The following is a 20,373-nucleotide window of genomic DNA, read 5'->3' on the forward strand; positions in this document are numbered from 1 at the left end:
GGTCAGAGGCGGGCGAGGAGGGCGCGGACGGCCGGGAGGAGGGGGCGGTCGGCGGGGATCCAGTCCAGCGCGTCCAGCTCACCCGCGCCGACCCACCGCAGCTCGGCGTGCTCGTGCGCCACCGGCCGGCCGGCGGTGATGCGCGCCCACCAGACCCGCATCGTCGAGGCGCCCGGAGCGCCACCGGCGACGACGCCGTCCAGCGGCACCTCGCCCAGGAACGACTGCGGCGCGACGGCGACGCCCAGCTCCTCTGCGCACTCGCGCACCAGCGCGGCCAGCTCCGGCTCCCCCGGCTCCACCTTGCCGCCCGGGAACTCCCAGCAGCCGTCGAAACGCCCGCCGGAGCGCTGGGCGACCAGCACGCGGTCGCCCTCGACGAGGGCGGCGCCGACCACCTGGACCACCTCGCGCGCCCGCAGGGCCGCCGCGGCGGCGTAGCCGTCGAGGTGCGACTGCATCGCCCGCACGACCCGTCGGCGGAGCAGCACCTGGTCGACGACGCCGCCGAGGGCGCCGGGCAGCCCGGTCTCCCAGTCGACCTGCTCGTCGACGAGCGTGCCGGCGCCGGTGGCCGAGAACGTGCGGGAGTGGGTGAGCCACCGCAGCCCGGTGCCGGGGCCTGCCGCGTACACGTCCCGCTCCGGGCGCACGGAGACGACCTCCTCCAGCGGCACCGGCCACGGCCGGCCGACAGCGCGGGCGACGTCGAACGCCACGGTCAGCGGCGCCTCCACCAACGTGGTGAAACGCAGCTGGAACACCCGGGCACTCTCCCAGATGACGGCACTATGGGCTCCGTGCGCATCAATGCCCGGGTCGACTACGCCGTCCGAGCCGTCGTGGAGCTCGCCGCGGCTGCGCCCGAGGCACTGACCTGCGACCGCATCGCGACCGCCCAGCACATCCCCAACCGCTTCCTGCAGGCGATCCTCGCCGATCTGCAGCACGCCCGGCTCGTCACCAGCCAGCGCGGCCGGGACGGCGGCTACCGGCTGGCGCTGCCGGCCTCGGAGATCTCCATCGCCCGCGTGATGCGCGTGGAGCAGGGCTTCCTGGCCGAGGTGCACGGCCAGCGCCCCGAGGACGTCGCCTACCCCGGTGCCGCCGCCGGGCTGGCCGGCGTGTGGGTCGCCGCCCGCGAGGCCTACCGCCAGGTGCTCGAGGGCGTCACCGTGGCCGACGTCGTCGCCGGGGAACTCCCCCCGCACGCGGCCGAGCTCGTCGCCATCGACACCGCCTGGCGCTCGTTCAGCGGGCCGGACCCGGACTGACCGGTCACCGCGATCGGCGCCGTCGGCTGGTTCACACACCGGATCGGCCGGGATATGGGAGGATCGGCGGCATGACCGACCGCGGCAGCCTGCTCGTCGCGCGTCTGCACATCGATCTGGCGCTGGTCTCCAGCGCCGCCTGTCGCGCCGCGCGCTGACCCAGGTCCCCCGCGCAGCTCCCCTGCTGCGTCCCGATCCAGCAGCGCCCCGTCCCCGGCCCGGCTGCCGCGCGGACGGCGAGCGCAGGAAGAAGTACGCCACGTGAGCACCCCCACCCGTACCAGCAACCGGCCGCAGCGCGGTCAGGGTCAGTGGGCGCTGGGCTACCGCGAACCGCTGAACCCGAACGAGCGGATGAAGAAGGACTCCGACGGCCTCGAGGTGCGTCAGCGGATCCTGGACATCTACTCGAAGACCGGCTTCGACGGCATCGACCCCGGCGACCTGCGCGGCCGGATGCGCTGGATGGGCCTCTACACCCAGCGCGCCCAGGGCATCCCCGGCGGCAAGACCGCCGTGCTCGAGCCCGAGGAGCTCGAGGATTCCTACTTCATGATGCGGGCCCGCATCGACGGCGGGCAGCTGACCAGCGACGCCCTGCGGGTCCTCGGCGGCATCAGCACCGAGTTCGGCCGGGACGTCGCCGACGTGACCGACCGGCAGAACGTGCAGTACCACTGGATCCGCATCGAGGACGTCCCGGAGATCTGGCGGCGGCTGGAGTCGGTCGGCCTCTCCACCATGGAGGCCTGCGGCGACGTGCCGCGCGTGATGCTCGGCTGCCCGCTGGCCGGCATCCTCGAGGACGAGGTGCTCGACGCCACCGACGTCATCGCGGCGACCGTCGCGAAGTACGTGGGCAGCCCGGAGTTCAGCAACCTGCCCCGCAAGTGGAAGACGTCGATGTCCGGCTGCGTCGACCACTGCACCGAGCCCGAGATCGACGACGTCTCCTTCGTCGGCGTCGTGAACGAGGCGGGCGAGGCCGGCTACGACCTGTGGGTCGGCGGCGGCCTGTCGACCAACCCGATGTTCGCCCAGCGGATCGGCGTCTTCGTCCGGCCCGAGCAGGTCACCGACGTCTGGGCGGCCTGCACCGCGGTCTTCCGCGACTACGGCTACCGGCGGCAGCGCAACCGGGCCCGCATCAAGTTCCTCATGGCCGACTGGGGCCCGGAGAAGTTCCGCCAGGTGCTGCAGGACGAGTACCTGCACGAGGCCCTGCCGGACGGCCCCGCCCCCGCGCCGGCCAAGCACGACCAGCGCGACCACGTCGGCGTCAGCCGGCAGAAGGACGGCAACAACGCCGTCGGCTTCGCGCTGCGCACCGGCCGGATCAGCGGCTCCCTGCTCACGACGATCGCGAACCTGGCCGACGAGTACGGCCAGGGCCGCATCCGGACGACGACGCAGCAGAAGCTGGTCATCCTCGACGTCCCCGACGAGAAGGTCGAGGCGCTGGTCGAGGCGCTGGCCGAGCACGACCTGCAGGTGCGGCCCAGCGCCTTCCGCCGCGGCACCATGGCGTGCACCGGGCTGGAGTTCTGCAAGCTGGCGATCGTCGAGACCAAGCAGCACGCGCAGGACCTCTACGCGGAGCTGGAGCGGCGGCTGCCCGACTTCGACGTGCCGATCGGCATCAACGTGAACGGCTGCCCGAACAGCTGCGCCCGCTTCCAGACCGCCGACATCGGGTTCAAGGGCTCGATGGTCCGCGACGACGCCGGGGAGATGGTCGAGGGCTTCCAGGTGCACCTCGGCGGTCACCTCGGCGTGGAGGCCACCTTCGGCCGCAAGTTCCGCGGCCACAAGGTGACCAAGGCGGAGACCGCCGACTACTGCGAGCGCGTGCTCCGCGGATTCCTCGAGCGCCGCACGCCCGGCGAGTCCTTCGCCCACTACGTCTCGCGGGCGGACGAGGACTGGCTGCTGTGAGCGAGGAAGCGGGTGCGGGAAGGACCCGGCAGCTGCCGGTGTTCCACTGCCCGTACTGCGGGGACGAGGAGCTGACCCCCTACGACGGGGAGTCGGCCACGGGGTGGCGCTGCGGCGCCTGCCTGCGCGCGTTCTCCGTCCGCCTGATCGGGACGGGAGTCCAGGAATGACAGCTGCTGGAACGGCCAGGACCCTCTCGGCGACGCCGGAGCTCGCGGCCGGCGCCGACGCCCGCTTCGAGGGCATCGCCGACCCGGTCGAGCAGGCGCTCGCCGTGCTGCGCTGGGCCGGGGAGACCTTCGGCGACCAGTTCGCGATCACCTCGTCCATGGCCGACGGGCTGCTGTCGCACCTGGCCTCCCGGGTGATCCCCGGCGTGAACGTGGTCTTCCTCGACACCGGCTACCACTTCGCCGAGACGATCGGGACCCGCGACTGGATCAGCAGCGTCCTGCCGATCACCCTGCACAACGTCACCCCGCCGCAGACCGTGGCGGAGCAGGACCTCTCCTTCGGGCCGAAGCTGCACGACCGGGATCCGGACCGCTGCTGCGAGCTGCGCAAGGTCAAGCCGCTGGCCCAGGCCCTGGCCGGGTTCGCGGCCTGGGGCTCGGGCGTGCGGCGCGACGAGTCACCCACGCGGGCCGGGACGAAGCTGGTCGACTGGGACGCCAAGCGCGGCATGGTGAAGGTCAACCCGATGGCAGCCTGGACCCAGGACGTCGTCGATGCCTACACCGCCGAGCACCAGATCCCGGTCAACCCGCTGTTCGAGCTCGGCTACGGCTCGATCGGCTGCGCGCCGTGCACCCGCCCCGTCGCTCCCGGCGAGGACCCCCGCGCCGGCCGCTGGGCGGGGAGCGGCAAGACCGAGTGCGGCCTGCACACCTGAGCCGCTGAGCGCGAGGATCGGCGCATGCCGCGCCCTCCCCGCCTCTCCCCCGACGACGTCTCCGCCGCGCTGGGCGGCCTGCCGCTGTGGTCCGGCGACGCCGACGGGCTGCGGCGCACCGTCGAGCTGCCCAGCTTCCGGGACGCCGTCGCCGCGATCGTCGCCATCGCCGACGTGGCCGAGGAGATGGACCACCACCCCGACGTCGACCTGCGCTGGCGGACCCTGCACCTGACCCTGGTCAGCCACTCCGCCGGCGGCGTGAGCGAGCTGGACCTGGAGCTGGCCAGGCGGATCGACGCGCTCCTCCCCTGAACCACCCCGGCCCCCGCACCGTGCGGTGCGGGGGCCGGTCGGCCCCTCCGTCCCACCCCGGGCATACGCGGGGCGGGACGGAGAGGGTCCATCCTCAGCTGCCGACGCGACCCTCGTCGGGGCGGTACACGACAGCCACGCTCGGCCGCGGGAACGGCCGGTACGCCTGCATGTCGGGCCACCGGCTGGACGGGTTCTCGACCGTGGAGCCGGTGGTCTCACCGGGGTGCTGCACGGAGACGAACACCGCCCGGCCGTCCGGCGGGATCATCGGGCCGCTGCACTCGGCGCCGATGGGAACGGTCAGGAACGCCTTGAGGTGGCCCCGCTCCGGGCCCTGGGTGGGAACGGCGAAGAGCCCGTCGTTCGTTCCGCCGATGGTGCCGGCCTCCTGGTTGCGCGTGGAGAGCACGTTCCCGTCCGTGGAGATCCAGAGGTTGCCGGCCGGGTCGAACTCCAGGTTGTCCGGGCACGAGATGGCGCTCACCTGCGACTTGTCGTACCCGGCGAAGTACGTGCCGGGGAACTCCGGGTCGCCGCAGATGAGGAAAATCCGCCAGCTGAACGTGTCGCCGGTGGCCGAGCCCAGCTCCTCCCACTCGATGACGTGCCCGTTGCGGTTGCCCGGCCGCTCCGCGAAGGCGGCCGGCGTGCCGGCCTCTTCATCGGCGGGCACGAACGCGAACGAGCGGGTCAGCGGGTTGGCCTCGTCCGCCCCCGGCCGGCCGTTCGTACCGGTGCGGTTGGAGTTGTTGGTCAGCGCCGCGTAGACGCGCCCGTTGACCGGGTTGACCTGGATGTCCTCCGGCCGGTCCATCTTGGTGGGCACCTTCGACGGGTCGATGACCTGGACGTTCTCCGGGTCCGGGAAGTCGCCGTTCTCGTCCAGCTGCTTGCCGAGCCGGTCGGCGGCCTGGCGGGTGAACACCAGAACCCAGGCGACGTCCTTGCCAGGGATCATCGACCGGCCGTCCTTGACCAGCGGGATCCAGCGGCCCACGCCGTCGAACTCCCCGTCGGAGGGCAACCGTCCGCTGCCGTCGATCTCGGCAGCCGGCGAGTCGCCGGTGAACTGGGCGACGTAGAGGTCGCCCTCCTCCAGCAGGGTCATGTTGTGCTGGCGCGTCGCCGGGTCGGTGCCCGCCCGGTACTTCTTCTTCGACACGAACTTGTAGATGTAGTCGAAGCGCTCGTCGTCGCCCGAGTACGCGACCACCCGGCCGTCCGCGGCGATCTGCACGTTCGCGCCCTCGTGCTTGAAGCGCCCCAGGGCGGTGTGCTTCCTGGGTGTCGAGGTCGGGTCGTAGGGGTCGACCTCGACCACCCAGCCGAAGCGGTTGACCTCGTTGGGCTCCTGGCTGAGGTCGAAGCGCGGGTCGACGGTGTGCCACTTGCGGGTCGGGACGTCCTCCGGGCTGACGCCGTACCGGCGCAGCGCCGCCATCTGGGTGGCCTCGCTGATCGGCGCCGTCGTCCCGAAGTACTGGTTGAAGTTCTCCTCGCCGTGCAGCGTCGTCCCCCACGGGGTGACACCGCCGGCGCAGTTGTTCAGCGTGCCCAGGACGGTCCTGCCCTCGGGGTCGGCACTGGTCTTCAGGTACTCGGATCCGGCGGCGGGCCCGGTCAGCCGGAAGGGTGTGTCGGTCGTGATCCGGCGGTTGCGGTCACGCTCGCGCGTGGCTCGCCACCGACCGGCCGGACCGTCCCGCCGGACCTTCACCACCGAGATGCCGTGCGCCATCATCGCGATGCGCTTCTGCTCGTCGCTGATGTCGCCGGCGCCCTCCTCGTCGGCGACACCGGCGAACATCAGCTGCTCGTCGGTGTACTCGTGGTTGACCACCAGCAGGGCGTTCCGGTCGTCGAGCGGCAGCCACCCGATGAAGTCGCAGTTGTAGCCGAACTGCATGGCCTGGGCCTCGGGCGTCTGCCGGTCGATGCGGAACGGCGGCGCACCGGGCAGCACCGGGTCGCCCCAGCGCATGACCACGCTGGAGGCGTAACCGGCGGGGACCACGAGCTCGTCGAGGAAGTTCTGCTGGACCGGTTCGAACGTCAGGGCACCGTCGGCGCCACCGGTGCGGCGCTGGGCGGCGGCCGGGAGGGCCGGTCCGGCGGCGACGACGAGCGCGCCGATGCCGGCCGCCTTGAGCATGCTGCGCCGGCTGAAGGCGCTCTGGACGACGTCGGCGAAGGTGGGGTTGTCCGTCGGGTTGGGGACGGCGCTGTCGCAGGCGTTGCCGCACTTGTAGAAGCACGTCGTGTGGCTGCGGCTGCCGTGCCGGACGGTGTTCAGCAGCGGCAGGAGGGTGCGGGCGCGCGGCTTGGAGATCTCGGTCATCGGTCCCTCTGGTTGCGAGGAGGTGGGGGCCTTGGCACCCAAACCCGCTACCGCCACCGGCCGGTGGACGGTCGGTTAACGCGCGGTGACCGCTGGCCACCTATTGCGGTCAGCCGACGACGGGGAGCACCAGCAGCGACAGGAGGCGGTCGGCCTCGGCGTCGGGGTCCGTCGTGAGCCCGGTGTGCACCGGACCCGGCTGGATCACGGTGCTGCGCGGCGCGGTGAGCCAGCGGAACCGGGAGCCGAGCGCCTCCCGCCCGGCGGCACCGGCCCCCGGGTCGGCGGAGCAGACGTCGGCGGCCGCCTGCAGCGCCCGGTCGATCGCTACCGGGTCGGCGGTCGGGTCCAGCGCCCGCAGCCGGTCGACGTCGAGGTGCAGCCGGGCGCCCAGGTAGTCGCGCTGCCGGCAGTAGACGAGCACGCCGGCGTTGAGCGACTCCCCGCGCTCGATGCGCGGCACCACCCGCAGCACCGCGTACTCGAAGGTCTCTCTCGCCGTCGGCGCGCTCATCGCTGGCTCATCCCCTCCGGCGGCGGCGGCCCCAGCCATCCCGGCCGGTTGGCTCCGACCCGGGCCCGCCGGCGCCCCACTCCCCCGGCGGCCGCGGCCGCCACCAGCCCGGGCAGCCACGCGTCCCGGGCGGCCAGGCGGGCCAGCAGCTGCCCCGCGTAGCGGGCGCGGACGGCGTGCACCGGCTGCTCGCCGTCGTCGGCCAGCCACTCGTCGGGCACCTGGGCCAGCACGCTCTCGAGCAGCGGGCGGGTGACGCGGCCGGCCAACGCCGCGTCGGCCGCCGGCACGTCGGGGGCGCACTCGATCAGCGCGTGCGCCGAGGCGTCGTACGGCCGGGTCACGGCCGCCTCGGCACCGGGCCAGTGGTGGTGGAAGGTCAGGGCGGCGCCGTGGTCGATCAGCTGCAGCCGACCGTGCCAGAAGAGCATGTTGGGGTTGCGCCAGGACCGGTCGACGTTGCCGATCAGCGCGTCGAACCACAGCACCCGGCCGGCGAGCTCCGGGTCCACTCCGTCGGCGCCGGCCTCGAAGTCGAGCGCGCCCGGGAGGTAGTCCAGCCCCAGGTTGCGTCCGGCGGAGCGCTGCAGCAGCTCCTGCACCTCGTGGTCCGGCTCACCCACCGCCAGCTCGGCCGCGACGTCGACGGTGACCAGCGCCGGCACCGGCAGCCCGAGCGCCCGGGCCAGCTCGGCGCAGACGACCTCGGCGACGAGCACCTTCACGCCCTGCCCGGCCGCGCGCCACTTGACGACGTAGGTGCCGAGGTCGTCGGCCTCCATGAGACCGGGCAGCGAGCCACCCTCGCGCAGCGGGGTGACGTAGCGGGTGGCGGTGACGGCGGGGAGCACAGTGCCGTCAACCTACGCCGGGACGGCACCGGCGCTCACGCGACTCCGCCGGCGGGCATCCCGCGTGGGCTGGGCGCCCCGGCGGGAACGGCGTCCGCCCCGCAGACTGCTGGGGTGGGCCTCCTGCGCACGACCGACCCGGCCGACTTCACCGGGGCGCCGCTGAACTACGCCGAGGTGGGGGCGACCGGCCACCCCGAGCTGCCGGCCGGCTACCGCTCCGCCGAGCTCTCCGCGGTCGTCGGCACCGGCGCGGCTGTCTTCGAGCGGGCCGCCACCGCGGTCTTCGGCTGGCGCGCGCAGCGCGGCGCCGGCTTCCGGGTGCGCGCCGACGGCCCGGCCGGCGTGCCGGGCACCGTCGTCGTCCTCACCGCCGGGCTGCCCCGGTTCGGCTACGACCTCCCCTGCCGGGTCGTGTGGGCCCGTACCGAGGGCGACGAGCGCGGGTTCGCCTACGGCACCCTGCCCGGCCACCCGGAGAGCGGCGAGGAACGGTTCACCGTGCAGCTGACGCCGGGCGGCGACGTCGTCTACCGGATCCGGGTGTTCTTCCGGCTGGCCTCGCCGGCCGCCCGGCTGGCCGGGCCGCTCAGCCTGGCGCTCCAGCGGCTGGGCACCGCCCGGTACGTCTCGACGATCCGCCGGGCCGCCCGGGGCTGACGGTCCCGCCGCACCTCGGCTGCTCAGTGGCCGGAGGCGACCGCCGCGCGCTCCCGCTCGATCAGCTCCTTGCTCCGCACCAGGCGGATCAGGGTGACCACGAACAGGCCCCCGGCCATGTTGAGCAGCAGGGTGTACCAGAACCAGCCCAGCCAGTCGAAGTAGCCGAACGGGGCGCCGGCGTGCAGCGCGCCGAAGATCAGCAGCGAGTCCAGGATCGAGTGGAACAGCACGAGCCCGGCGAGCAGGAAGCCGCCGATCACCGAGGCGACGATCTTCCCGGTCTCGGAGTGCGCGCCGTGCTGCATGCGGGTCATCAGCGTGATCACGCTGCCGGCCAGGAAGGCCAGGGAGACCGCCTGGGCGTCCAGCGGCGCCTCGACGAAGTGCGTCGCCGACTCGACTGCGGTGTCCGCCAGCTGGGGGAACGCCAGGACGACCACCCACATGACCAGCCAGCCGCCGACGAGGTTGGCGACCAGCGTCCCGGCCCACAGCTTCGCCAGCTGGGCGGTGCTCGCCCGCCCGGCGAACACCGCGGTGACCGGGACCAGGAAGCCCTCGGTGAACAACTCGCTGCGCCCGAGCATCAGCGCGATCAGGCCGACGCTGAACGCCAGGCCGGCGAGCAGCTCGCTGCCCGTGGCCTCCAGGACCGCCAGCAGGGCGAGCACGCCGACGGCGATCTCCAGCCCGCCGGCCAGACCCGTGGCCAGCACCTCCCGCCACCGGCGGTGCAGGCGCTGCGCACCCTCGCTGACGATCTTCTCGAACGCCTCGGCGACCTCGTCCTCGGCGGGGACGTCGGTCTCGCCCAGCTCCGCGCGCTTCCGGTCCTGCTCCTGGTCCTCCACGGTGCTCCTCCGATCGTCGGACACCGGGACCGGGAACGGGCGGCACGTCCGTCCGGGCGCCCTACCCGGGGGCACGCCGGCCACACCCGGGCCGGCGCGACCATGACACGCGTCACGGGTCGGCCGTGCGGACGGCGCCGCAGGACGTGAACGACGGCACCTGTGCTGCGCCCACCCGGGCGGCAGCGTCGGAGGTGCGTTCCGGAGCACCGGCCCGACGGCGGCCGGCGGGACGCACGGAGGAGGCCCGCATGACCACCGTCGACGACTCCCGGCGCCCGCCGGGCCGGACCCACGGGAACGCGCCCGCGGTGGAGGTCACCGACCTGCGGCGCCGCTACGGGGACTTCGAGGCGGTCCGCGGGATCTCCTTCGAGGTGCACCCCGGCGAGGTGTTCGCGCTGCTCGGGGTGAACGGCGCGGGCAAGACCTCGGCGCTGGAGGTGCTGGAGGGCCTGTCTCCCCCGGACGGCGGCACCGTCCGGATCCTGGGCGCCGATCCCCGCCGGGAGCACGCCGCCGTGCGGCCGCACCTGGGGGTGCTGCTGCAGACCAGCGGGCTGCCGGGCGACCTGACCGTCGGGGAGACGGTCTCCACCTGGGCGCGGACCCTCACCCGCCCCCGCCCGGTCGACGAGGCGCTCGCCCAGGTCGACATGGCCGGCCGCACCGACGTCCGCGTGCGCAGCCTCTCCGGCGGCGAGCGCCGCCGCCTCGACCTCGCCCTCGCACTCCTCGGCCGCCCGCGGGTCCTCGTGCTCGACGAGCCGACGACCGGGCTGGACCCGGAGAGCCGGCGGACGGTGTGGTCGCTGGTGCAGGAGATGGTGCGGGGCGGGACGGCCGTCGTCCTCACCACCCACCACCTCGAGGAGGCCGAGGAGCTGGCCGACCGGATCGCCATCCTGCGCGCCGGGCGGATCGAGCTGGAGGGCACCCCGGACGAGATCACCGCGACCCAGCCGGCCGGCATCCGCTTCTCGCTGCCGCCGGCCGCTCCCCCGCTGCCGCCGCTGCCCGGCGTGCGGGTGGTCGCGCCGGCTCCCCGCGTCGAGCTGCACACCCGCGACCTGCAGGCGGCGCTGACCGCGCTGCTGTCGTGGGCCGCCGCCGAGGACCTCCAGCTGACCGGCCTCCAGGCCCGGTCCGCCTCCCTGGAGCAGGCCTTCCTGGCCGTCGCCGACGGCGCCTCCCCCGCCACCGACCGATCCGACCTCGAGACCAGGAGCGCCTGATGTCCCTCCCCGCGACCGCCGCCCCGCCCACCACGTCCCCCGCCGGCCCGAGCCGCGTCCGGCGCACCCTCGCGCTCGCCGGCGCCGAGACCCGGCTCTTCCTGCGCAACCGCACCGCGGTGGTGAACTCGGCGCTGCTGCCGCTGCTGCTGGTCGCCGCCGTCCCCGTCCTCGGCTTCGGTGGCGGCGAGGTCCCGGTCGGCCCCCGGCTGGTGGTCAGCGCGATCGGCGTGATGCTGGTCTTCCTGACCTACACCAACCTGCTCGCCACGTTCGTCGCCCGCCGGGAGGACCTGGTCCTGCAGCGGATGCGCACCGGCGAGCTCACCGGTGCGGAGGTCCTCCTCGGGACCGCCGCGCCGACCCTGCTCATCACGGTGGGCCAGGTGGCCCTCGTCGGGGCCGGGACCGCCGCCCTGGGCGAGTGGACGGCGCCGGTCGACGTCGTCCTGCCGCTGGTGGCCCTGATCGGCGGTGGCGCGCTCATGCTGCTGCTGGCGGCGGCGAGCACCGCGTTCACCCGCACGTCCGAGAGCGCGCAGATCACCGCGCTGCCGCTGCTGCTCGTCTCCACCACGCTGTCCGGGCTGTTCTTCCCGCTGTCCGTGCTGCCCGACCCGCTCGCCACCGCCGCCCGGTTCCTGCCGCTCACCCCGGTCGTCGAGCTGAGCCAGCTGGGCCTGGCCGGGCTGACCTGGAGCGGTGCGGCGGTGGACTGGGCCGGCGCGTGGACCGCCGCCCCCCTCCCGCTCGCGGTGCTCGCCGCCTGGCTGGGCATCGGCGGTTCGCTCGCCAGGCGCGGGTTCCGCTGGGCGCCGCGGCGGTGAGCACAGCGCCGGCGCGCCGGTCGGGCAGCATGGGCGCCGTGCCGACCGTGACGCGCTGGTGGGGCAGCCGAACCGACCCCGAGCGCATCGAGCTCTACACGCGGTGGTCGTTCTACGCGTTCCTCGGCGCGATCCCGCTCTTCGCCGTCGCGGTGCTCGGCTCCTCCGCGCAGCCGGTCGCGGACGTCACCGTCGCCGTCTTCTTCGCCGGCTCCGTCGCCACGGCGGTCGGCGGGGTGGTGGTGACCCGCCGCGGTCTGGCCGCCCACCGCCGGGGCGGGACGCTCTCGGCGGGCACGGTCCTCGCCGCCTTCGCCGCCGCGGGGGTGATGGCGGCCGCGGGCGTGTGGGCGTTCGCCACCGGCGACGCCTCGCCCGCCGTGCCGTGGTCGGTGGCGCTGCCGCTCGGCACCGTGCTGACCGCGTGCGCCACGGTCTGGACGACCCGGCAGCTGCTGCCGCACACGGTCACCGTGGGGCTGCTCAGCGGCTTCGCGTCCTACCTCGACGGGACGCCTGCCCCCGCGGCGGTGGCGCAGGCGGCCGCGCTGACCCTGGCGGTGGTCGGGGTGGTGCTCGCCTTCCGGTTCTCCGTCTGGGTGCTCGACGTGGTGCAGGAGACGGCGCGCAGCCGCGGGGTGCAGCTGCAGCTGGCGCTCGCCGAGGAGCGACTGCGCTTCGCCCGCGACCTGCACGACGTCATGGGCCGCGACCTGTCCACCATCGCGGTGAAGAGCCAGCTGGCCGGCGAGCTGGTGCGCCGGGGGCAGCCGGGCGCCGCCGACGAGCTCACCGACATCGCGCGCATCGCCGAGGGGTCGCTGCGGGAGGTCCGGGAGGTGGTGCGCGGTTACCGCTCGGCGGACCTGGCCTCCGAGCTGGCGGGTGCACGGTCGGTGCTCCGGGCGGCCGGGGTGGCCTGCACCGTCACCGGGGAGGACGCGGGTGCGGGGCTGCCCGCCCAGGTGCACACCGCCCTGGGCTGGGTGGTGCGCGAGTCGGTGACCAACGTGCTGCGGCACAGCCGCGCCGCGGAGTGCACGATCACCCTGTCCGTGACGCCCGGGGAGGTGCGGTTGTCCGTGGTCAACGACGGCGCCGGGGAGGCGGACCCCGGCCGGGGCAACGGCCTGACCGGCCTGGCCGAGCGGCTGGCCGGCCTGGACGGGCGGCTGTGCACGCGGGCCGAGGGCGGCCGCTTCGTGCTGGACGCGACGCTGCCACGGCTCGCGACGTGACCACCCCGGTGATCCGCGTGCTGCTCGCCGACGACGAGAACCTGATCCGCTCCGCGCTGGCGGCCCTGCTGGGCCTGGAGGAGGACCTGGCGGTGGTCGCCGAGGCGGCCTCGGCCGGGGAGGCGCTGGCCATGGCCCGGGCGCACGCCCCCGACGTCGCCGTCCTGGACCTGCAGCTGCCCGACCGCGACGGCATCTCGCTGGCCGCGGACCTGGCCGGCGTCGTCCCCGGCTGCGGGCTGGTCATCGTGACCGGGCACGGCCGCCCCGGCCACCTCAAGCGGGCGCTGGAGGCCGGCGTCCGCGGGTTCCTGCCCAAGACGGTGAACTCCGCCGTGCTGACCACCGTCGTCCGGACCGTGCACGCGGGCGGGCGCTACGTCGACCCCGAGCTGGCCGCCGAGGCGATCAGCGCCGGGGACAGCCCGCTCACCCCGCGCGAGGCCGACATCCTGGAGCTGGCCGCCGGCGGTGCGCCGGTGGAGGAGATCGCCGCGAAGGCCCACCTCTCCCCCGGCACGGTCCGGAACCACCTCTCCGCCGCGGCCGCCAAGCTCGGGGCGCCCAACCGGCACGCCGCCGTCGCCGAGGCCCGCCGGCACGGCTGGATCTGAGCCCCCGCCGGGGCCGCCCGTCGCAGCGAGCGACCGTGCGTGTCCACCCGGTGGCCCCACGCTGCCGGGAGCGACCGCCGGGCCGGACCACGGTTCCGTCCCCGCACGGAGCCGTTACCGTCGCCGTCTCCGTGCAGAGGAGATCCCCGGCGGCGCACAGGAGCAGCCATGTCCCGGAAACTCTCGATCCTGACCGTGACGACGGTGGTGGCCCTCGGCCTCGGCCCGGGGGCCGCCTCCGCCGGCGACGACCCATCCCGCACGGGCGCACCCGGCGCCCCCGGCATCGGGGACCCCTACTTCCCGCTCGACGGGAACGGCGGGTACGACGTCCTGCACTACGACCTGGACATCCGCTACGACCCCGCGACCGACGTCCTGCACGGGGTCGCCACGATCACGGCACGGGCCCTGCAGGACCTCTCGAGCTTCAACCTCGACCTCGAGGGCATGGAGGTCCGGTCGGTGCGGGTGGGCTCCAGCGACGCCGCCTGGACCCGCGAGGGCGGCGAGCTCACCGTCACCCCCGCCAAGGCCCCCCGGGCGGGGCAGCGGTTCGCCACCACCGTCACCTACGACGGCGTGCCGCAGACCATCACCGATGCGCTGGGCACCTCCGGCTTCATGCACACCGACGACGGCGCGATCGTGGCCGGGCAGCCCGACGTCGCCGCCACCTGGTTCCCGGCCAACGACCACCCCCGGGACGCCGCCTCGGTCACCGTCCGCGCCACGGTCCCGGAGGGCCTGGAGGCCGTCTCCAACGGCGTCCTCCGGGGCAGCCGCGCCGCGCACGGGTGGACCACCTGGGACTGGCGCGCGCAGGAGCCGATGGCCACCTACCTGGTGACGCTGGCGATCGGCGAGTTCGACCTGCGCGAGTACCGGGCCGACGGCATCCGGTACTGGGACGCGCTGGACCCCGACCTGTTCACCATGGAGCTCGACCCGGAGTCCGGGGGCGCCTCCGTCGGTGAGGTGGCCGAGGGGTCGCTGGCCCGGCAGCCGGAGATCACCGACTTCCTCTCCGGCGTCTTCGGCCCGTACCCGTTCCGCGCCTCGGGCGGCATCGTCGACGACCTGCCGGAGTTCGGGTTCGCGCTGGAGACGCAGACCCGGCCGATCTACTCCTCGGCGTTCTTCACCGACTCGGTGAGCGGCGACCTCGTGGTGGTGCACGAGCTGGCGCACCAGTGGACCGGCGACCTGCTGCGCGTCGACACGTGGCAGCACATCTGGCTCAACGAGGGGTTCGCCACCTACGCCGAGTGGCTCTGGCTCGAGCGCGAGGGGTTGTCCACCCCGCAGCAGGAGTTCGACGCCATCGCCGCCGGCGCCCCGCCGGAGTTCTGGGAGCTCACCATCGGGGACCCGGGAGCGGCGACGGAGAACCTCTTCGACATCGCGGTCTACTACCGCGGCGCCATGACCCTCCAGGCGCTGCGGACCGAGGTGGGCGACGAGGCCTTCTTCGCGATCGTCCGGGAGTGGGTCGCGTCGCAGGCCGGCGGCACCGTCACCACCGACGAGTTCGTCGCGTTGGCGGAGAAGGTGTCCGGGCAGCAGCTCGACGAGCTGTTCCAGCGGTGGCTGTTCACCCCCGGGAACCCGACCGCGACCGGCTGAGCCGGGCGGCTGAGGAGCCCCGCCGGGCTCCTCAGCCGCTGGGCCCGAACTGCTCCACCCGGATGTCGGCCGCCGGGATGCCCAGGGTCTCGAGCAGCCGGGTGGCCGCGCCGGCGAACGCGGCCGAGCCGCAGACGAAGGCGGTCTGACCGGGCTCCCACAGCGGGACGAGGTCCGCCGCGGTGAGCCGGCCGGCCGGGCGGATGCCGCTCGGCTCCCGCGTGGTGGCGATCAGCGCCCCGGCCTCGCGGAGCTCGTCGGCGTAGGGCAGCAGTTCCAGCGCGCGGACGGAGACCGCGGTGCGGAGCAGGTCGGCCCGCCCGAGCGCGCGCGCCGTGCGCAGCATCGACACGAAGGGGACGACGCCGCTGCCGCCGGCGAGCAGCAGCGCCGGCGTCGACCCGTCCCAGACGAACCAGCCCCCGATGGGGCCGCGCACCTCGAGCTCGTCGCCGGGCTCGACGACATCGGCGAGGTGGGTGGAGACCTCGCCGTCGTCCAGCCGTTCGACGAACAGCTCCACCAGCGGGTCGCCCGGCGCCGACGCGACCGAGTAGGACCGCTGCGCGGTGTACCCGTCGGGGGCGGTCAGCCGGACGACGTAGTGCTGGCCGGGGAGGTGGTCGACCCGGTCGGCCACGTCCAGCCGCAGCTGCACCGAGCGCGGCACCGGGCGGCGGACGCCCGCGACGGTGGCGGTGCGCCAGCCACCGGCAGGGGCACCGGGGACCCCGGCGCCGAGCACGACCGGGTCCGGGGTCTCAGTCACCCTGGTACCGCTGCTGCCGCCACGGGTCCCCGCGGTCGTGGTAGCCGTTCTGCTCCCAGAAGCCGGGCTGGTCGCGGGCCAGCAGGGTGAGCCTGCTGATCCACTTGGCGCTCTTCCAGAAGTACAGGTGCGGGACCAGCAGCCGGACGGGCCCGCCGTGCTCCGGGGTCAGCGGACGGCCGTCGAAATCCCAGACCAGCCACGCCTTCCCCCCGGTGACGTCGGCCAGCGGCAGATTCGTCGTGTAGCCCGTCTTCGACGTCGCCATCACGAACTGCGCCTCGGCCGTCGGCCGGGCGGCCTCCAGCAGCGTGTCGACGCTGACCCCGGAGAACCGGGTGTCGAACTTCGACCACGTGGTGACGCAGTGGATGTCGCCGCGGTACTCCGCGGCCGGAAGCCGGTGGGCCTCGTCCCAGGACCACGTCGTCGGGGACGCCACTCTCCCGTCGACGGTGATGCTCCAGGTCTCCGGAGCGATGCGAGGGGTCGGCTCGGCGGTCAGGACCGGCCAGTCGCCACCGACGTCGTACTGACCAGGGGGCAGCCGCGGGTCGCGCTCGCGACGGCGGCCGAGGAATCCACGCGTGGGGGTGGGCACGCCGAACACGATTCCCTATCGGGCGCCGCTGGACCAGCGTCCCCGCCCCCGACGTGCACGGATGCCCGGTGGACCCCCTCCGACCTGCGGTGAGGGTCCCCTTACATGAGCTGTGTCACCTCGTGTTTGGTTGGTGGCAAGCACGGTGTAGTCCTAGCGTGGGGACTTGTGGTGACGGTGGAGCACGCGCAGCGCAGGACCCCCAAGGTTGCTAAGACCAACTCGGTCTTCAAGAAGGCCGTGATGGCCATCAGCGGCATCATCATGGTGCTGTACCTGATCGCGCACGTGATCGGGAACTTGAAGGCCTTCTCCGGTCCCGAGGCCTTCAACTCGTACTCGGGCTGGATCCGGACCGTCGGCAACCCGGCACTGCCGGGGCAGACGACGCTCTGGGTCATCCGGATCGTGCTGCTGGTCGCGGTGGTGGCGCACTTCTGGGCCGCCGTCTCGCTGTGGCGCCAGGCCAAGCGGGCCCGCCCCCAGGGCTACGTCACCAAGAAGGCCACGGCCCAGAGCTACGCCTCGCGGACGATGCGCTGGGGCGGCGTGATCATCGGCGCCTTCATCATCTACCACATCCTCGACCTCACCCTCGGGGCGGTGAACGCGGAGGGCTTCGACAGCACGCCGTACGACCGGCTCGTCGCCAGCTTCCAGAACCCGTTCGTCACGCTCTTCTACGCCATCTCGGTGATCCTGCTGGGCATGCACCTGCGGCACGGCATCTGGAGCGCCACGCAGACGCTGGGCCAGAGCAACCGCCGCCGCGAGAAGACCGTCAGCCTCTTCGCCGTGGCGTTCGCGACGCTCATCACCGTCGGCTTCCTGCTCGTGCCTCTGTCCGTCCTCTTCGGGCTCATCGACTAAGGAGCTCCCCCAGATGCCTCTCGAGCTTTTCACCGTCGGCGAGCCGATCGCCGACACCAAGGCCCCGACCGACGTCCCGATCGGCGAGCGCTGGAGCGAGCGCAAGTTCCGCGGCCGCCTGGTGAACCCGGCCAACCGCCGCAAGATGACGATCATCGTGGTCGGCACCGGCCTGGCCGGTGGCTCGGCCGCCGCCACGCTCGGCGAGGCCGGCTACCAGGTGAAGTCGTTCTGGTACCAGGACAGCCCGCGCCGCGCGCACAGCGTGGCCGCGCAGGGCGGGATCAACGCCGCCAAGAACTACCGCAACGACGGCGACAGCGTGCACCGGCTGTTCTACGACACGGTCAAGGGCGGCGACTTCCGCTCCCGCGAGAACAACGTGCACCGCCTCGCCGAGGTCAGCGTCAACATCATCGACCAGTGCGTCGCCCAGGGCGTGCCCTTCGCCCGCGAGTACGGCGGCCTCCTGGACAACCGCTCGTTCGGTGGCACCCAGGTGTCCCGGACGTTCTACGCCCGCGGCCAGACGGGTCAGCAGCTGCTCTACGGCGCCTACCAGGCGCTGGAGCGGCAGATCGCGGCCGGCAGCGTCGAGCAGAACGCCCGCACCGAGATGCTCGACCTGATCATCGTGGACGGCCGGGCCCGCGGCATCGTCGCCCGCGACCTGGTCACCGGCGAGATCAGCACGCACTTCGCCGACGCCGTCGTCATCGCCAGCGGCGGCTACGGCAACGTCTTCTACCTGTCCACGAACGCCAAGGGCTCCAACACCACGGCGATCTGGCGGGCGCACAAGCGGGGCGCGTACTTCGCCAACCCCTGCTACACGCAGATCCACCCGACCTGCATCCCGGTCAAGGGCGACTACCAGTCGAAGCTGACCCTGATGTCGGAGTCGCTGCGCAACGACGGCCGCGTGTGGGTGCCCAAGGAGCGCGGCGACGACCGCGACCCGCGGGAGATCCCCGAGTCCGACCGCGACTACTACCTCGAGCGGCTCTACCCCTCGTTCGGCAACCTGGTGCCCCGCGACATCGCCTCGCGCCAGGCCAAGAACGTCTGCGACGAGGGCCGCGGCGTCGGCCCCGGTGGCCTGGGCGTCTACCTGGACTTCGCCGAGGCGATCGAGCGGCTGGGTCGCCCGGCGGTCGAGGCCAAGTACGGGAACCTGTTCGACATGTACGCCCAGATCACGGGCGAGGACCCCTACGCGGTCCCGATGCGGATCTACCCCGCCGTGCACTACACGATGGGTGGTCTGTGGGTCGACTACGACCTGCAGTCGACGATCCCCGGCATGTTCGTGATCGGCGAGGCCAACTTCTCCGACCACGGCGCCAACCGGCTCGGCGCCTCGGCGCTGATGCAGGGCCTGGCCGACGGCTACTTCGTGCTCCCGTCGACGATCAGCAGCTACCTCGCCGACGGCCCGTTCGAGAAGGTCGACGACAGCCACCCGGCCGCCGTCGAGGCGCTCACCGGCGTGCAGGAGCAGGTGCAGAAGCTGCTCAGCATCAACGGCAACCGCACCCCGGCGTCCTTCCACCGCGAGGTCGGCCAGCTGATGTGGGACCTGTGCGGCATGGAGCGCACGGACGAGGGCCTGCGCAAGGCCATCGACCGCATCCAGGAGATCCGCCACGAGTTCTGGACCAACCTGAAGGTGACCGGCGACTGGCACTCGTTCAACCAGACGCTGGAGCACGCCGGCCGGGTCGCCGACTTCATCGAGCTCGCCGAGCTGATGTGCATCGACGCCCTGCACCGCCGCGAGAGCTGCGGCGGCCACTTCCGCGCGGAGAGCCAGACCCCCGAGGGCGAGGCGCTGCGCGACGACGAGAACTTCGCCTACGTCGCCGCCTGGGAGTGGACGCCGGAGGGCCAGCCCCCGGTCCTCCACAAGGAAGACCTCGAGTACGAGTACGTCCACCTCGCCCAGCGGAGCTACAAGTGACAGCCACACACGAAGGCGCGATGCGCTCCAGCGTCGGCAACCCGGGCGCCGAGAAGCGCGGGATGAACCTGACGCTGCGCATCTGGCGCCAGCAGGGGCCGACGGCCAAGGGCAAGATGGTGACCTACAAGATCACCGACATCTCCCCCGACATGTCGTTCCTCGAGATGCTCGACGTGCTCAACGAGCAGCTGATCATGCAGGGTGACGACCCGGTCGCCTTCGACCACGACTGCCGCGAGGGCATCTGCGGCATGTGCGGCGTCATGATCAACGGCCAGGCGCACGGCCCGCAGCAGACGACCACCTGCCAGCTGCACATGCGGTCGTTCAAGGACGGCGACTCGATCGACATCGAGCCGTGGCGGGCCACCGCGTTCCCGATCATCAAGGACCTCGCCGTCGACCGGCGGGCGTTCGACCGGATCATCCAGTCCGGTGGCTACATCAGCGTGGCGACCGGGACCGCGCCGGAGGCGCACGCGACGCCGGTGCCCAAGGCCGACTCGGACGCCGCGTTCGACGCCGCGACCTGCATCGGCTGCGGCGCTTGCGTGGCGGCCTGCCCGAACGCCTCCTCGATGCTGTTCACCGCCGCGAAGGTGACCCACCTGGGGCTGCTCCCCCAGGGTCAGCCCGAGCGCAACGACCGCGTGGTCAACATGGTGGCGCAGCAGGACCGCGAGGGCTTCGGCGGCTGCACCAACATCGGCGAGTGCTCCGCCTCCTGCCCCAAGGGCATCTCGATGGAGACGATCTCCCGGCTGAACCACGACCTGCTCGGCGCCCTGCGCGCCGGCGCCCGGCCGAAGAGCTGAGCACGGGCCCCGTCGACGACGGGGCCACCACGACGGGCGGGCACCCACTCCGGGTGCCCGCCCGTCGCGTTCCCGGGGATCGTCCGGGCTGCCACACTGCGCCCGTGCCGCCCACGTCCCCCGCAGCCGCCCCGGCACCGCCGGCCCCTCCGGCCCCTCCGGCGACACCGGCGACACCG

21 protein-coding genes are annotated in these 20,373 nt (G+C 73.4%); 14 read left to right on the forward strand and 7 right to left on the reverse strand.

The genetic code is table 11. The features are described from left to right. Nucleotides 1-2: 2 nt before the first annotated feature. Nucleotides 3-764, reverse strand: coding sequence for a (deoxy)nucleoside triphosphate pyrophosphohydrolase (locus ACI79T_RS08340; RefSeq protein ID WP_456609579.1), 762 nt, complete (start codon nucleotides 762-764; stop codon nucleotides 3-5). A gap of 27 nt (nucleotides 765-791) precedes the next feature. Here ACI79T_RS08340 and ACI79T_RS08345 point away from each other — a divergent pair, with 27 nt between their 5' ends. The 5 genes from ACI79T_RS08345 to ACI79T_RS08365 all read left to right on the forward strand — a co-directional run bounded on the left by ACI79T_RS08345 (nucleotide 792) and on the right by ACI79T_RS08365 (nucleotide 4,416). Next, nucleotides 792-1,274, forward strand: a complete 483-nt coding sequence (locus tag ACI79T_RS08345; RefSeq protein ID WP_456609580.1) for an RrF2 family transcriptional regulator — start codon at nucleotides 792-794, stop codon at nucleotides 1,272-1,274. A gap of 261 nt (nucleotides 1,275-1,535) precedes the next feature. After that, the gene (locus tag ACI79T_RS08350; protein ID WP_456609581.1) at nucleotides 1,536-3,209 is read left to right on the forward strand and encodes a nitrite/sulfite reductase; all 1,674 of its coding nucleotides are present in this window, start codon (nucleotides 1,536-1,538) and stop codon (nucleotides 3,207-3,209) included. Further along, on the forward strand, nucleotides 3,206-3,379 hold the full coding sequence (locus tag ACI79T_RS08355) for a hypothetical protein (protein WP_456609582.1): 174 nt from the start codon (nucleotides 3,206-3,208) through the stop codon (nucleotides 3,377-3,379). The genes ACI79T_RS08350 and ACI79T_RS08355 overlap by 4 nt, the downstream gene beginning before the upstream one ends. Next, entirely contained in the window at nucleotides 3,376-4,101 is a 726-nt protein-coding gene (locus tag ACI79T_RS08360; protein WP_456609583.1) for a phosphoadenylyl-sulfate reductase, read from the forward strand. Before ACI79T_RS08355 ends, ACI79T_RS08360 begins: the two co-directional genes overlap by 4 nt. A gap of 24 nt (nucleotides 4,102-4,125) precedes the next feature. Then, complete coding sequence (locus ACI79T_RS08365) at nucleotides 4,126-4,416, forward strand: 4a-hydroxytetrahydrobiopterin dehydratase (RefSeq protein ID WP_456609584.1); 291 nt, start codon at nucleotides 4,126-4,128, stop codon at nucleotides 4,414-4,416. Between the two features lie 94 nt (nucleotides 4,417-4,510). Here the strand turns inward: ACI79T_RS08365 and ACI79T_RS08370 are convergent, their stop codons facing one another. The 3 genes from ACI79T_RS08370 to ACI79T_RS08380 form a co-directional block, all read right to left on the reverse strand. Then, nucleotides 4,511-6,757: a PhoX family protein gene (locus tag ACI79T_RS08370; RefSeq protein ID WP_456609585.1), complete on the reverse strand. Its 2,247-nt coding sequence runs from the start codon at nucleotides 6,755-6,757 to the stop codon at nucleotides 4,511-4,513. Between the two features lie 109 nt (nucleotides 6,758-6,866). Then, nucleotides 6,867-7,271: a DUF3037 domain-containing protein gene (locus ACI79T_RS08375; RefSeq protein WP_456609586.1), complete on the reverse strand. Its 405-nt coding sequence runs from the start codon at nucleotides 7,269-7,271 to the stop codon at nucleotides 6,867-6,869. Further along, nucleotides 7,268-8,122, reverse strand: coding sequence for a HipA family kinase (locus tag ACI79T_RS08380; RefSeq protein WP_456609587.1), 855 nt, complete (start codon nucleotides 8,120-8,122; stop codon nucleotides 7,268-7,270). The genes ACI79T_RS08375 and ACI79T_RS08380 overlap by 4 nt, the downstream gene beginning before the upstream one ends. A gap of 114 nt (nucleotides 8,123-8,236) precedes the next feature. Between ACI79T_RS08380 and ACI79T_RS08385 the strand changes: the two genes are divergently transcribed. Then, nucleotides 8,237-8,782 carry a DUF1990 family protein gene (locus ACI79T_RS08385; protein ID WP_456609588.1) on the forward strand — a complete coding sequence of 182 codons (546 nt, stop codon included), beginning with the start codon at nucleotides 8,237-8,239 and terminating at the stop codon, nucleotides 8,780-8,782. Nucleotides 8,783-8,805: 23 nt separating this feature from the next. Here ACI79T_RS08385 and ACI79T_RS08390 read toward each other — a convergent pair whose 3' ends face one another. Continuing rightward, nucleotides 8,806-9,636, reverse strand: coding sequence for a formate/nitrite transporter family protein (locus ACI79T_RS08390; RefSeq protein WP_456609589.1), 831 nt, complete (start codon nucleotides 9,634-9,636; stop codon nucleotides 8,806-8,808). A 251-nt stretch (nucleotides 9,637-9,887) separates the two neighbouring features. On the opposite strand from ACI79T_RS08390, the gene ACI79T_RS08395 reads away from it, so the two are divergent. The 5 genes from ACI79T_RS08395 to ACI79T_RS08415 all read left to right on the forward strand — a co-directional run bounded on the left by ACI79T_RS08395 (nucleotide 9,888) and on the right by ACI79T_RS08415 (nucleotide 15,176). Then, nucleotides 9,888-10,871: an ABC transporter ATP-binding protein gene (locus ACI79T_RS08395; RefSeq protein ID WP_456609590.1), complete on the forward strand. Its 984-nt coding sequence runs from the start codon at nucleotides 9,888-9,890 to the stop codon at nucleotides 10,869-10,871. Then, complete coding sequence (locus tag ACI79T_RS08400; protein ID WP_456609591.1) at nucleotides 10,871-11,698, forward strand: ABC transporter permease; 828 nt, start codon at nucleotides 10,871-10,873, stop codon at nucleotides 11,696-11,698. The genes ACI79T_RS08395 and ACI79T_RS08400 overlap by 1 nt, the downstream gene beginning before the upstream one ends. A gap of 38 nt (nucleotides 11,699-11,736) precedes the next feature. Continuing rightward, on the forward strand, nucleotides 11,737-12,936 hold the full coding sequence (locus ACI79T_RS08405) for a sensor histidine kinase (RefSeq protein WP_456609592.1): 1,200 nt from the start codon (nucleotides 11,737-11,739) through the stop codon (nucleotides 12,934-12,936). After that, a complete protein-coding gene (locus ACI79T_RS08410) occupies nucleotides 12,933-13,550 on the forward strand; it encodes a response regulator (protein WP_456609593.1) in 618 nt (205 codons plus the stop codon). The genes ACI79T_RS08405 and ACI79T_RS08410 overlap by 4 nt, the downstream gene beginning before the upstream one ends. A 168-nt stretch (nucleotides 13,551-13,718) precedes the next feature. Further along, entirely contained in the window at nucleotides 13,719-15,176 is a 1,458-nt protein-coding gene (locus tag ACI79T_RS08415; protein ID WP_456609594.1) for a M1 family metallopeptidase, read from the forward strand. A 31-nt stretch (nucleotides 15,177-15,207) separates the two neighbouring features. Here ACI79T_RS08415 and ACI79T_RS08420 read toward each other — a convergent pair whose 3' ends face one another. Further along, a complete protein-coding gene (locus tag ACI79T_RS08420) occupies nucleotides 15,208-15,945 on the reverse strand; it encodes an FAD-binding oxidoreductase (RefSeq protein ID WP_456609595.1) in 738 nt (245 codons plus the stop codon). Next, nucleotides 15,938-16,546: a sulfite oxidase-like oxidoreductase gene (locus ACI79T_RS08425; protein ID WP_456609596.1), complete on the reverse strand. Its 609-nt coding sequence runs from the start codon at nucleotides 16,544-16,546 to the stop codon at nucleotides 15,938-15,940. The genes ACI79T_RS08420 and ACI79T_RS08425 overlap by 8 nt, the downstream gene beginning before the upstream one ends. Nucleotides 16,547-16,717: 171 nt before the next feature. Here ACI79T_RS08425 and ACI79T_RS08430 point away from each other — a divergent pair, with 171 nt between their 5' ends. Genes ACI79T_RS08430 through ACI79T_RS08440 form a run of 3 tightly spaced genes read left to right on the forward strand, consistent with a single transcriptional unit; the run spans nucleotide 16,718 to nucleotide 20,194 of the window. Next, nucleotides 16,718-17,416, forward strand: a complete 699-nt coding sequence (locus ACI79T_RS08430; protein ID WP_456609597.1) for a succinate dehydrogenase cytochrome b subunit — start codon at nucleotides 16,718-16,720, stop codon at nucleotides 17,414-17,416. 13 nt (nucleotides 17,417-17,429) lie between these two features. Further along, nucleotides 17,430-19,376, forward strand: coding sequence for a fumarate reductase/succinate dehydrogenase flavoprotein subunit (locus ACI79T_RS08435; RefSeq protein WP_456609598.1), 1,947 nt, complete (start codon nucleotides 17,430-17,432; stop codon nucleotides 19,374-19,376). Continuing rightward, nucleotides 19,373-20,194 (forward strand): succinate dehydrogenase/fumarate reductase iron-sulfur subunit, encoded by an 822-nt coding sequence (locus ACI79T_RS08440; protein WP_456609599.1) that lies wholly within the window; start codon nucleotides 19,373-19,375, stop codon nucleotides 20,192-20,194. The genes ACI79T_RS08435 and ACI79T_RS08440 overlap by 4 nt, the downstream gene beginning before the upstream one ends. The last annotated feature ends 179 nt before the right edge of the window (nucleotides 20,195-20,373 follow it).

Source organism: Blastococcus sp. SYSU DS0619, from assembly GCF_054051035.1.

What these genes read in the sequence shown, in the direction of transcription:
- ACI79T_RS08370 (WP_456609585.1), bottom strand. Translation starts at nt 6,757, where the DNA reads ATGACCGAGATCTCCAAGCCGCGCGCCCGCACCCTCCTGCCGCTGCTG.
- ACI79T_RS08360 (WP_456609583.1), top strand. Translation starts at nt 3,376, where the DNA reads ATGACAGCTGCTGGAACGGCCAGGACCCTCTCGGCGACGCCGGAGCTC.
- ACI79T_RS08415 (WP_456609594.1), top strand. Translation starts at nt 13,719, where the DNA reads ATGTCCCGGAAACTCTCGATCCTGACCGTGACGACGGTGGTGGCCCTC.
- ACI79T_RS08395 (WP_456609590.1), top strand. Translation starts at nt 9,888, where the DNA reads ATGACCACCGTCGACGACTCCCGGCGCCCGCCGGGCCGGACCCACGGG.
- ACI79T_RS08400 (WP_456609591.1), top strand. Translation starts at nt 10,871, where the DNA reads ATGTCCCTCCCCGCGACCGCCGCCCCGCCCACCACGTCCCCCGCCGGC.
- ACI79T_RS08435 (WP_456609598.1), top strand. Translation starts at nt 17,430, where the DNA reads ATGCCTCTCGAGCTTTTCACCGTCGGCGAGCCGATCGCCGACACCAAG.
- ACI79T_RS08375 (WP_456609586.1), bottom strand. Translation starts at nt 7,271, where the DNA reads ATGAGCGCGCCGACGGCGAGAGAGACCTTCGAGTACGCGGTGCTGCGG.
- ACI79T_RS08345 (WP_456609580.1), top strand. Translation starts at nt 792, where the DNA reads ATGGGCTCCGTGCGCATCAATGCCCGGGTCGACTACGCCGTCCGAGCC.
- ACI79T_RS08365 (WP_456609584.1), top strand. Translation starts at nt 4,126, where the DNA reads ATGCCGCGCCCTCCCCGCCTCTCCCCCGACGACGTCTCCGCCGCGCTG.